11 protein-coding genes and 1 riboswitch are annotated in these 12,076 nt (G+C 56.7%); of the genes, 6 read left to right on the plus strand and 5 right to left on the minus strand.

The genetic code is table 11. The features are described 5' to 3' along the window. Positions 1–606 precede the first annotated feature (606 nt). Positions 607–882, minus strand: coding sequence for a MoaD/ThiS family protein (locus tag HY011_24345; protein MBI3426072.1), 276 nt, complete (start codon positions 880–882; stop codon positions 607–609). A 141-nt stretch (positions 883–1,023) separates the two neighbouring features. Next, on the minus strand, positions 1,024–2,271 hold the full coding sequence (locus tag HY011_24350) for a threonine synthase (GenBank protein MBI3426073.1): 1,248 nt from the start codon (positions 2,269–2,271) through the stop codon (positions 1,024–1,026). Between the two features lie 191 nt (positions 2,272–2,462). Then, positions 2,463–2,537: riboswitch (SAM riboswitch) on the minus strand. A gap of 226 nt (positions 2,538–2,763) precedes the next feature. Between HY011_24350 and HY011_24355 the strand changes: the two genes are divergently transcribed. The 6 genes from HY011_24355 (at position 2,764) to HY011_24380 (ending at position 9,292) form a co-directional block, all read left to right on the plus strand. Next, positions 2,764–3,399 carry a peroxiredoxin gene (locus HY011_24355; GenBank protein MBI3426074.1) on the plus strand — a complete coding sequence of 212 codons (636 nt, stop codon included), beginning with the start codon at positions 2,764–2,766 and terminating at the stop codon, positions 3,397–3,399. A gap of 179 nt (positions 3,400–3,578) precedes the next feature. Further along, on the plus strand, positions 3,579–4,484 hold the full coding sequence (locus HY011_24360) for a cysteine synthase family protein (GenBank protein MBI3426075.1): 906 nt from the start codon (positions 3,579–3,581) through the stop codon (positions 4,482–4,484). Further along, on the plus strand, positions 4,481–4,909 hold the full coding sequence (locus tag HY011_24365) for a M67 family metallopeptidase (protein ID MBI3426076.1): 429 nt from the start codon (positions 4,481–4,483) through the stop codon (positions 4,907–4,909). Before HY011_24360 ends, HY011_24365 begins: the two co-directional genes overlap by 4 nt. A 110-nt stretch (positions 4,910–5,019) precedes the next feature. Continuing rightward, the gene (moeB, locus tag HY011_24370) at positions 5,020–6,492 is read left to right on the plus strand and encodes a molybdopterin-synthase adenylyltransferase MoeB (GenBank protein MBI3426077.1); all 1,473 of its coding nucleotides are present in this window, start codon (positions 5,020–5,022) and stop codon (positions 6,490–6,492) included. 298 nt (positions 6,493–6,790) lie between these two features. Next, complete coding sequence (locus HY011_24375) at positions 6,791–8,080, plus strand: homocysteine synthase (protein MBI3426078.1); 1,290 nt, start codon at positions 6,791–6,793, stop codon at positions 8,078–8,080. A 72-nt stretch (positions 8,081–8,152) separates the two neighbouring features. Further along, a complete protein-coding gene (locus HY011_24380) occupies positions 8,153–9,292 on the plus strand; it encodes a homoserine O-acetyltransferase (GenBank protein MBI3426079.1) in 1,140 nt (379 codons plus the stop codon). A gap of 123 nt (positions 9,293–9,415) precedes the next feature. Here the strand turns inward: HY011_24380 and HY011_24385 are convergent, their stop codons facing one another. The 3 genes from HY011_24385 to HY011_24395 form a co-directional block, all read right to left on the minus strand. Continuing rightward, positions 9,416–10,294 carry a UDP-3-O-acyl-N-acetylglucosamine deacetylase gene (locus HY011_24385; GenBank protein MBI3426080.1) on the minus strand — a complete coding sequence of 293 codons (879 nt, stop codon included), beginning with the start codon at positions 10,292–10,294 and terminating at the stop codon, positions 9,416–9,418. A gap of 176 nt (positions 10,295–10,470) precedes the next feature. After that, on the minus strand, positions 10,471–10,668 hold the full coding sequence (locus HY011_24390; protein ID MBI3426081.1) for a 30S ribosomal protein S21: 198 nt from the start codon (positions 10,666–10,668) through the stop codon (positions 10,471–10,473). Positions 10,669–10,832: 164 nt separating this feature from the next. Next, entirely contained in the window at positions 10,833–11,867 is a 1,035-nt protein-coding gene (locus tag HY011_24395) for a hypothetical protein (protein ID MBI3426082.1), read from the minus strand. Positions 11,868–12,076 lie beyond the last annotated feature (209 nt).

A 12,076-nucleotide genomic window follows, 5' to 3' on the forward strand; every position in this document is an offset into this window, starting at 1 on the left:
TGACGCACCTGCGGGGCGGCGCGTGGTTCAACAACAATGACAACGCGCGTGCCGTCAATCGTAACAACAATACCGGTTTTCGGCTGGTGGTGGCGCGTCCCCCTCCTTTCGTCCCTCTTCAAAGGCCTGAGGCACGGGCTTCAGCGCGAGCCGTCCCCCTTTTATCAGGGTGCGGCGGCTTCCGGAATTGCTGGCCGAGTACGCTTTGCCAGCCGAGGCGAAGAACTGAAAGAAGGCGCAGCCGAATCCCGTCCGCACGGGCGCAAAACACCGTCGGGCGCATACAAAAGCATAGGCCGGACACGCGTGCTCGCATGCCTGTCCGGCTTATGTCGTCTTTAGCCAGCCAGCCAATTGGCCACAACAGGCCGCGTGCGTGCGCGGCGCAACCGGTCAAACAGATTGTGTTTTCAGGCGAGCAGTTTGATGTGATGAGTGTGCGGCGATGGCGGGCTGCGGCGTTGCGGTAAGAGTAGTTTCCCTGGGTACGCACGGCTTCCAGCGTGCAGACTTGGCGTCGGACGCGATAGCGCCGAAGGGGAATCCTTTGGCATCAATTCGTCCCGCGCCGAGACTGCACGCTGGAAGCGATGCGTACCCAGGCTTTCAGCCGCCCGCAATCGCAGGCACGATGGAAATTTCGGCACGTGCGCCAACTGGCGTTTGCAGCCGCTCCAGAAAGCGGATGTCTTCGCCGTCTACATAAACGTTGATGAAGCGGCGCAACTCGCCGGTATCGTCGCAGAGGCGCGCTTGGATGCCGGGGAAGCGGGTTTCCAGTTGTTGGAAGACGTCGCCGACGGTGGCGCCTTCGACTTCGACCAGTTCGGTGTCGTTGGTGAATTTGCGGAGCGGGGTTGGAATGATGACGGTTTGGGCCATTGTGATTTCCTCGGTAAAGGTACAGCAGGCTGCCAGCCTGCTGGGGACTTCAAATGTGACGAACAGCGCGCGCAGTTTGCGACTGCCCTTGATGATAGCGAAGGCAGAAGCCACCGCAGGCTGGCAGCCTGTAGTACAACTTTACGCAGCAGTCGCGGCAGCCACGCGACGCAGACTGGTGGCGCGTTCAAATTCGCCCAGCTTTGGTTCGATGGATTCGAGTTTGGTCAGTGTCAGGGCTTCCAGCGTTTTCAAGCCGTTGCCGGTGATGGCGATGACGATGCGGCTGTCGGGATTGAGGCGGCCTTGCGCCAGCAGTTTGCGGGTGACGGCCAGCGTGGTGCCACCGGCGGTTTCGGTGAAAACGCCTTCGGTTTCGGCCAGCAGCTTGATGGCGTCCACGAGTTCGGGATCGCTGACGTCTTCGGACCAGCCGCCGGATTGTGTGATGACGCCGGTCGCAAAATAACCATCCGCCGGATTGCCGATGGCGAGCGATTTGGCAACCGTGTTGGGCTTGACCGGGCGGATGTCGCGCGTGCCCGCTTTGACGGCGGCGGCGATAGGATTGCAACCCGTCGCCTGCGCGCCGTAAAAGCGCGTTTGCTTTTCTTCGATCAAACCGAGCCGGGCGAGTTCGCCAAATGCTTTGTGGATTTTGGTGATGAGCGAACCGCCGGCCATGGGCACGACGACGGCATCGGGCGCTTGCCAGCCCAGTTGTTCGGCGATTTCGTAGCCGAAGGTCTTGGAGCCTTCGCCATAAAACGGGCGCAGGTTGACGTTGACGAAGGCGATGGGATGGCGGCCCGCAATCTCGCTGCACAGGCGGTTAACGTCGTCGTAATTGCCGCGCACCGGAATGACGTTCGCGCCGTAAATCTGCGTGCCCCAGACTTTGCTCTTTTCCAGGTTGTCGGGAATCAGAATGTAAGCAGGGAAGCCCGCCGCCGCCGCATTGGCCGCGACCGAATTGGCGAGGTTACCGGTCGAAGCGCAACCGACGGCTTCAAAGTTGAATTCGCGCGCTTTGGAAAGCGCGACGGCTACGACGCGATCTTTGAAGGAAAGCGTCGGATGCTGTACGGCATCGTTTTTCAAATACAACTCGCGCACGCCGATGGCTTTGGCTAAACGATCCGCGCGAATCAGCGGCGTCCCGCCGGTTTGTAGCCCGACGGTGGGCTCGTTTTCGAGCGGGAGCAATTCGCGGTAACGCCACATCGTTTTCGGGCGGCTGGCGATTTCACCGCGCGTTAGTACAGCGCGGATAGCGTCGTAATCGTAATCTACTTCGAGCGGCCCGAAACATTCCTCACAGATCGCCACGGGCGCCAGCGGCGCGGGCGTGCCACATTCGCGGCATTTCAAACCTTTCACAAAACTCATGCTTGTCCTCGTATCGGTTGCTGTTCTTAATAAAAGCAAAAAGCCCCGCGCTAAAGAAGTAGCGCAGGGCTTCCGATGGTGTTCCCGCAGTTCTTTAGCAGTGTTTTTAAGTGGAGCAAGTCGCTGAAAATCGCCACTTCCGGTTGTCAAAACTGAAAAAGCCCCGCGCTTTCTTTCTAAGTAGCGCGAGGGCTTTGAATTCCTCAGGCTCTTTAGCGCGTTGTTTAACGTGGAGCAATTTGCCTAAAATCACCACGATCAATTGAGGGCCGGACAATACACCGTGCGGAAAAAATCTGTCAAGCATTATGACCAGAAAAATTTATGGTCTTGACAAAAGTATAAGCGCAACTAAGAATGCCGCCACTGTCATGCTTCAATCGTTTCAATCAATTTGCTGTTGTTCCCGCACCGAAACCTGCACTTGTTGTTGTCGGTAAACAATCCGACTTTCCCCTTTTCCCATCAACCCAGACTCCAAGGAGAAAGCTTATGTCTATTCGCTTAGGCGATGCCGCGCCAGATTTCACGGCACAAACAAACGAGGGCACCATCAACTTTCACGAATGGCTCGGCGACAGTTGGGGCGTGCTCTTTTCGCATCCCAAAGATTTCACGCCCGTCTGCACGACCGAATTGGGCGAAGCCGCGCGGCTCAAACCCGAATTCGACAAACGCAACGTCAAGATTATCGGCCTGAGCGTTGACCTGGCTGATTCGCACAACAAGTGGGCCGAAGACATCAAAGAGACGCAAGGGCACGCGCTGAACTTTCCGATCATCGCCGATGCGGACAAGAAAGTTTCCGACCTTTACGAAATGATTCATCCGAATGCCAGCGACACCTTCACCGTGCGCTCGGTCTTCGTCATCGGGCCGGACAAGAAGGTGAAATTGACGTTGACCTATCCGGCCAGCACGGGCCGTAACTTCGCCGAGTTGTTGCGCGTGATTGATTCGTTGCAACTGACGGCGAAATACAGCGTGGCGACGCCGGTGAACTGGAAAGACGGTGACGATGTGATCATCGTGCCAGCGGTTTCGGATGAAGCGGCCAAAGAGAAATTTCCAGGTGGTTGGAAGACGTTGAAGCCGTATTTGCGTGTGGTGCCGCAACCGGGCAAGTAACGCGAACCCTGTGCTTGTTTGACGCGCAGCGTCTTTGGAGTGCGCGCGGCACAGGCCGCCGCTTTGGCAGGCCCGTCATTAGCGAGCGATCCAAGGCATACCAAAGCGGCGGCCTGTGCCGCGCGCACTCCAAAGGCTTCGCCAACCTGCTGGCTGTTGTTATGCCTTTATCTTGCGCTATGGCCACCGCGTCGTCGTTGACCGATTTGATCGGCAACACACCGTTGTTGCGGCTGCAAAATCTGGTTGTGAATCCGCAGGTCGAGATTTACGCCAAAGCCGAATGGGCCAACCCGGGCGGTTCGGTCAAAGACCGCCCGGCGTTGCGGATGATTCTGGAAGCCGAACGCGCGGGCGCGCTGACGCCGGACAAGACCTTGATTGATGCGACCAGCGGGAACACCGGCATTGCCTATGCGATGCTCGGTGCGGCGCGTGGTTACAAGGTGAAACTGTGTTTGCCCAAGAATGCCAGTGCTGAACGCAAACGAATCCTGCGCGCGTATGGCGCCGAGTTGGTGTTGACCGATCCGCTGGCGGGCACCGATGGCGCGATTCTTGAGGTGCGTCGCCTGGTGGCCGAAAACCCTGACGCCTATTTTTACGCCGATCAATACAACAATCCCGCCAATTGGCAGGCGCATTACGAGACGACGGGCGTCGAGATTTTTGAACAGACCGCGGGCCGCATCACGCATTTCATCGCCGGGCTGGGTACGAGCGGCACGTTTGTTGGTGTGGGCCGCAAGTTGCGCGAATTGAAGCCGGATGTGCGGCTGATCTCCATGCAACCCGACTCGCCCTATCACGGGCTGGAAGGGATGAAGCACATGGAGACGGCCATCGTGCCGGGCATTTACGACACGACGCTGGCTGACGAGCAGATGGAGATTGCGACCGAGGACGCTTACGCAATGGTCAAACAACTGGCGCAACGCGAAGGCTGGTTCGTGGGCGTATCGGCGGCGGCCAATATCGTAGCTGCGCTGCAAATCGCCGCGCGAATTGAACGCGGTGTAATTGTCACGATTCTGTGCGATGGGGGCGGCAGGTATTTGAGCGAGAAGTTTTGGGACGATGTATGAGTGTCAGACTGACTACAGACCAACTCCAAATCATCCGCGAACATGGCGAGCGGACGTTTCCTGAAGAATGCGGCGGCTTGCTGCTAGGCAATATCGAAAACGGCGTGCGGGTGATCCAGGCGGTCTTGCCGCTCGAAAACATCCGGCCAGATTCGCGCCACAATCGCGTCGAACTCGATCCGCGCGATTACTTGCGGGCCGAACGCGAAGCCACCAAACGCGGTTTGGGCGTGTGGGGTTATTATCATTCGCACCCGAATCATCCGGCGATCCCGTCGGGTTTTGATCTGGATCACGCGCCGTTTATCGAATGGTCGTATCTGATCGTCGCCGTGCGGGACGGCAAAGCTGAGGAGGTGCGCGCCTGGACGGTGCGCGCAGATCGTTCGCAGTTTGATGAAGAAGAGATCGGCCTTGTACAGTAGGCTGCCAGCCTGCTGCGGCTGACAGAGTGATGGTCGAAGGTCAGGCCGTACATTCGCAAACCCCAGCAGGCTGGCAGCCTGCTGTTCATTTTGAAGAGGAGAAAAGAGACATGCCAAAGATTGCGATCCCAACAGCCTTGCGCCAATACGCGGGCAACGTGGCGGCAGTGGACGTGGAAGGCGCGAACGTCGGTGAATTGCTGGCGAGCTTAACGGCGCAGCATCCCGAATTGAAAAAACATCTGTACGATGCCAACGGCAAGCTGCGCAGCTTCGTCAACGTCTTTGTCAACGACGACGATATTCGCCACCAGCAGCAGGAAAACACGCCCATCAAAGAAGGTGACGAAATAAGCATCATCCCGGCGATTGCGGGCGGCGCGGGTTTGGCTGTTGAAGAGGCGCGTTCGTCTGACGCCCTGCCCGATTTATCCAAAGATGAAATCGCGCGCTACAGCCGCCACCTCATCATGCCCGAAGTCGGCATGGAAGGTCAGCGCAAGCTCAAGGCTGCCAGCATTCTGTTGATCGGCACGGGCGGCCTGGGTTCGCCGCTGGGGCTTTATCTGGCGGCGGCGGGTGTGGGGCGCTTGGGCCTGGTGGATTTCGACGTGGTGGATCATAGCAATCTGCAACGCCAGATCGTACACGGCACCAAAGACGTGGGCCGTCCAAAAATTCAATCCGCCAAAGACCGCCTCGCTGACATTAATCCGCACATCCAGATTGATACTTATGAAACGGCGCTGCGGGCCGATAACGCGCTCGGCATCATCAAAGACTATGACATCGTGATTGACGGCACCGACAACTTCCAGACGCGCTATTTGGCGAACGATGCCAGCGTGCTGCTGGGCAAGCCGAATGTGTACGGCTCAATCTTTCGCTTCGATGGGCAGGCTTCGGTTTTTTATCCGGGTGGCGGCGGGCCTTGTTATCGTTGCTTGTACCCCGAACCGCCACCGCCGGGCTTGGTGCCGTCGTGCGCGGAAGGCGGCGTGCTCGGCATTCTGCCCGGCATCATCGGCATCATTCAGGCGACCGAAGCGATCAAGCTCATCATCGGGCAGGGCGAATCGCTGATTGGACGTTTGTTGCTGTTTGATGCGCTGAAGATGAAATTCCGCGAGTTGAAGTTGAAGCGCAATCCCGAATGTCCGCTGTGCGGCGAGAACCCGACGATCAAGGAGTTGATTGATTACGAGCAATTCTGCGGCATCACGCCGCCCGCGCCAGTCGAGATCAAAGCCGCAACTTCGGATTGGGAAGTCACGCCCGCGCAGCTCAAAGCCGAACTTGATGGCGGACGGCAACTCACGATCATTGACGTGCGCGAACCGCACGAGTGGCAAATCTGCAACCTGGAAAATTACGGCGCGAAGCTGATTCCGCTGGGCCAGGTGGCCGCGCGGCTCGGTGAGTTGAATAGCGCCGATGACATCGTGGTGCATTGCAAGATGGGCGGGCGCAGCGCGAAGGCTTACGAGACGCTCAAACAGGCGGGCTTTACGAAGATTCGCAATCTGAAAGGCGGCATACTGGCCTGGTCGGATCAGGTGGATGCGAGTCTGCCGAAGTATTGAGAACGCACGACCATGATTTCACAGCCGGGATTTGACAGATGAACGTGGCGCGACTATCTTCGCGCCACGTTTGATAACGGCAAACAAGCATTGATTTGAAAAAAATGCGTGGCGATTTAGGCGACTTGCTCCACGAAAAAAACTGCTAAAGGGCGTTTACGTTCTCAGGCATTTCAGCGAGAACCCCAGCGTGACTTTGGCGCTGGGGTTTTTGTTTTTGGTGTCAGGTCATGGCAACCGACTGACACGTCGCTGATCGCCCGCTTAATCCCTAAACCAGCAAAGAGGAGAATGCAGCATGGCTGACGAACAGAAACCCAACTATCACTTCAACACGCTCGCCATTCACGGCGGGCAAAGCATTGACCCCACCACCAAAGCGCGCGCCGTCCCGATCTATCAAACGACTTCGTATCAGTTTGACGACGCCGATCACGCGGCGCGGCTGTTCGGCTTGCAGGAATTCGGCAACATCTATTCGCGCATCATGAATCCCACGCAGGATGTGCTGGAACAACGCATCGCCGCGTTGGAAGGCGGCGCAGCAGCCTTGGCGGTTTCTTCAGGGCAAGCCGCGCAAACGCTGGCAATTCTGAACATCGCGAACGCGGGCGACGAGCTTGTTTCGACCACATCGCTGTATGGCGGCACCTACAATCTGTTCCATTACACCTTGCCCAAGCTCGGCATCACCGTGCGGTTTGTGGACGCCGAAGACGAAGCCGGCTTGCGCGCGGCGATCAATGACAAGACCAAGGCCGTTTACACCGAGACCGTCGGTAATCCCAAACTCGACATCGTGGACATTGAAAAGCTGGCGCAGATCGCGCACGAGAACGGCTTGCCGTTGCTGATTGACAACACGACGCCCTCGCCTGCGCTGTGCCGTCCGATTGAACACGGGGCGGACATCGTGTTGCACAGCCTGACCAAGTTTATCGGCGGCCACGGCACTTCGATTGGCGGTTGCATCGTGGATGCGGGCAAGTTCGATTGGAAGGCGTCGGGTCGCTTCCCCGATTTCGTGACGCCCGATCCGTCGTATCACGGCTTGGTGCATGCGGATGCCTTCGGGCCGTTGGCGTTCATCCTGAAAGCGCGCGTGCAGGGGTTGCGCGACATCGGCGCGTGCATCTCGCCGTTCAATGCCTTCCTGATTTTGCAGGGCGCCGAGACGTTGCATCTGCGCATGGAGCGGCATTCAGCGAATGCCTTGCAGGTGGCGCAATTCCTGCAAACGCAGCCGCAAGTGACGGCGGTCAACTATGCCGGATTGGAAGCCAGCCCGTATCACAGCCGCGTGCAGAAATACATGCCCAACGGCGCGGGCGCATTGGTGACCTTTGAGGTGCGTGGCGGCTTGGACGCTGGCAAGAAATTCATCAACAGCGTCAAGCTGCACAGCTTGCTGGCGAACATCGGCGACGCCAAATCGCTGGTGATTCATCCGGCCTCGACGACGCATTCGCAATTGAGTGAAGAAGAGCAGGCCGCGACGGGTGTGACGCCGGGCTTGGTGCGACTCTCGGTCGGCATCGAAGATGTGCGCGACATCATTGCTGACATTGAGCAGGCGTTGAAGGCGTAAGACCACTTTGCCGCAAAAAGGCGCAAAATTTCTTTGCGGGGTTTGCGCTTTTTGGCGGCCAGCAAGACGGGTATGCCGAACACGTTTGTCCCCACTTATGAAGGCGATCTGCATTTGACCGATGCGCAACCGTTCACCTTGGTTTCAGGTGAGCAGTTGCCGTCGGTCAAACTGCGTTATGCCCTTTATGGCAGTCTGAACGACGCGCGCGACAATGCGATTTTGGTGTGTCACGCCTTGTCCGGTTCGGCCCGTGTAGGGGATTGGTGGCCGCAACTTTTCGGGGAGCATGGCATCTTCGATCTCGAACGCGATTGCATCATCTGCGTCAACGTCATCGGTTCGTGTTATGGCTCGACCGGCCCGCGCGATGTCAATCCGGCGACAGGAGAATTGTACGGCGCAGACTTTCCGCTCGTCGCGGTGCGCGATTGGGTGCAGGCGCAAGCGGTGGTGCTGGGTCATCTGGGCATTGCAAAGTTGCGCGCCGTCATCGGCGGTTCGATTGGCGGCATGCAAGCCATGCAATGGGCGATTGATTTGCCTGAACGGGTGGAACGTTGTCTGGCTGTCGGGGCCGCGCCATTGACCGCAATGGGGCTGGCGCTGAATCACCTGCAACGACAGGCCATCGTCAACGATCCGCATTGGTTGCATGGACGCTACCGTGACGAACAGCCGCCCAGCGCTGGATTGGCGCAGGCACGGGCGATAGCGATGTGTTCCTATAAATCCGAACATCTCTTTCAGGAGCGCTACGGACGGCGGCCCAACCGGAATGGCGAAGACCCGCAACGTTTGCTCAAAGACCGCTACGAGATTGGCGGTTATCTGGATTATCAAGGCGAGATTTTTACGCGCCGGTTCGACGCGGCTTCCTACGTCGTCATCACCAAGGCGATGGATAATTTCGATCCGGCGCAGGGTTATGCGTCAGAACTGGCGGCGTTGCAGCGCATCAAGGCGCTCACACTGCTGGTCGGCATTTCCTCTGATTGGCTGTTTCCCGCCACTGAAGTCCGTGCCCTTAGCGAACGCATGCTGGCGGCTGGCGTCACCGTCGAATATGCCGAATTGCAATCCGAGCACGGTCACGACGGCTTCCTGGCCGAGGCCGATGCGCTGGCGCCTTTGTTGCGCAAGGCGCTGGAGCCTGAATCACATGACATCTATCAATTGTCCGCCTCGTTGCTGCTGCACGGCCATCATTGATAGGACTTATGTAGAAACTAGCCACAGAGTCACAGAGTCACGGAGCAAAGCCAAGCACTTCTCCATCATCCAAGAAACTCTCTGTGACTCTGTGACTCTGTGGCAAGCTAGGGGTAATGCGTTTTAGTCAGCCCTGGCTGTGGTGACTTCCCACGCCGCCGCGTTGCGCAACAAGGTCGAGAGCAGCGTGGTGTGCAAGCCGTGCCCGGAGCGCGAGGCCCGCACATGCCCCAGGATGGGCATCCCACACAGCGCCAAATCACCGATGATGTCCAAAATCTTGTGCCGCACGAATTCATCGGCGAAGCGTAACGGCTCTTCATTCATAAGGCCGTCCTTTGTCAGCGCGATGGCGTTTTCCAGCGAAGCGCCGCGCGAAAGGCCGCTTTGTCGCAGCGTTTCGATCTGGTCGGCAAACCCGAAGGTGCGGGCTGGCGCAATCTCGTGCAGATAGTTGCCATTCTCGAACGTGATCGCGTGCGTTTGCAGGCCGATGAGCGGGTGCGGAAAATCAATCTCGCAAGTGATGCGGAATTCGGCGCTCGGCTCGATGGACATCGTGCGGTTGTTTTCGCCAACTGCGATGCGTTTGAGCACGCGCAAATAGGCGCGCAGCGCGGGCAATTCGACGAGGCTGGCACGCTCGATCAACGCCACCCATTCCAGACTGCTGCCATCCAGAATCGGCACTTCCAGCGAATCAATTTCGATGATGGCATTGTCTACGCCACAGCCGACGAGCGCCGAAAGCAGATGCTCGACCGTCGCGATCATCACGCCGGATTTCATCAGCGTGGTCGCATAACTGACGTGGGCGACATATTGCGGCGCGGCGGGAATCTCGAAATCATTCAGATCGGTGCGGCGAAACAGATAGCCTGTATAAGCAGGCGCGGGCCGCACCGTGACATTGACCGGCGAGGCCGAATGCAAGCCGATGCCCGAGGCGCTGAACGGTTGCTGAATAGTGGTCTGTTTTGCCAAACGGGTTTGCTCCGAAATTCGTCACCGGGCGCGAAGCTTCTATTCGCCGGTCAATCGTCAGTCTGTATCCACGCCGCCACGTTGAGCAGGTTGCATTGTGGCATTCACGCCATACTGGCAACCTGAAAATGCAAAACGGTTGCAAGCCCGTGTGACTTGCAACCGTTGGAACTGCGTTGAACTGCCGAACGCGTTTATTCAAAGACGCGGCGGACTTTTTTGCGATTCCGTTTGCGCGCGAGTGCCGATTTCACGCGGCGTTTTTCGCCGGGTGGAACATAGAAGGCATGCCGCTTAACTTCGCGGATAATGTCTTCCTGCTGCACTTTGCGTTTGAAGCGCCGGAGGGCGCTTTCCATCGTCTCGTTATCGCCGAGTTTGATCTCTGCCATTTGTTGAATTCACCTCGCTTTCACTCTTGGCGGTTCGCTTCGTCCGGCCCAAGTTGATGAAGCGGGCTGCTGAACGAAGGCGTGAGGATACGTGCCGAGCCGGGGGGTGTCAAGCGTGGCGTTCAAGGTGCTGGAAACCAACCCAGGATGCCTCGCGGGGCATTTCAATTCGTTGCTTTTTGCAACAACACGTCCCATAGGAATCTTGGAACTCCCACACTCGACTGGCCTCCAACGTGATAAGCCGTACCACGATAACGGAACCAATTCCCATTGATGTCTACGGTCATATCCTCGACATAGCTTAATCCAATAGACAAAACGCCAAGCTCGGACAGCGTAAACAGTTCATTTTCCCGGCTGCCTCCGACTTGCGAGATACCATCGTGATTGAAGTCACGCCAAAGTCTCAACTGGCTAAAAATCGCGTCTTGATAATCAATCTTGCCGTCTTTGTTACCGCCGTTCGCTGTCTTGTCAAATTCGGCAAGGGCGATAAAGCCATTTAGTTTTTCTGAATATGGCTGCGGTGTAGAACTACCAAACAACTCGCTGCCACCATCAATGACTCCATTATTGTTTCTATCCAGAACGAGAAATGCATCATCGGAGAAGATTGAGGTCCAAGAAATTTTCTCTTTAACACCATCATTATCGAAGTCGAAATTTACCCCACTTATTGGCTTGGTCAAGCTGTAGCCATCTCCATTGATGTCAATAATGATTGGTGTAACTGTACAGCAGCAGCCGGGACTCACCGCATTGCCACCGTTGGGACAATCGAACGGCCAATTAGTACAAGGATCGGCTCCAAATGTGCTACAGCCAGCTTGCTGTCCTCTAATACAAATTTGTGGGCAAGGGAAGCATGGAGCGCCATCTTTGCCTTCTTTGCACAAAGGCGCAATTGCGATCCCACATTCATTGACCTTTTCACATTTTTGATTTCCATCACATCGCCAATAAGGCTTCGTATTCGGGAATGTGCAAGGTGCCTCGCAAGCCGTTCCTGGGGTGCAATTGTCATCCTGCCCACATTCAGTTTTTATTTCTTTGCATTCACCAACGCCACCCACACTTGTACATTTGTTAAACGGACTCTTTAAGCCGGTAGGGCAATCGCAGGCGTCATCTTTACTTTTATTTTTACAGGAATCGTTATTTTCCTCGCAACCCGCAACTCCTACACACTTTTTCATCTCAGTATTACAGTCAAGGTGAGGGTCAAATCTAGGTGGATCACATCTTTCAGAGCAATCACGAACCAAGCGTACTTGATTAGCGGCTCGCTTTGATTTTGCCGATTGTGTGTTGAGAGTGTGGTAGTTGAATTTAGCTTTAGGACGTATTTACCGAGGCAAGCTGTTGTGGCAATGAGGTCGCAATCAGGTGGGTCAGTTTTTCCAGC

The sequence above is a fragment of the Acidobacteriota bacterium genome (assembly GCA_016196035.1).
Classification (GTDB): domain Bacteria; phylum Acidobacteriota; class Blastocatellia; order RBC074; family RBC074; genus JACPYM01.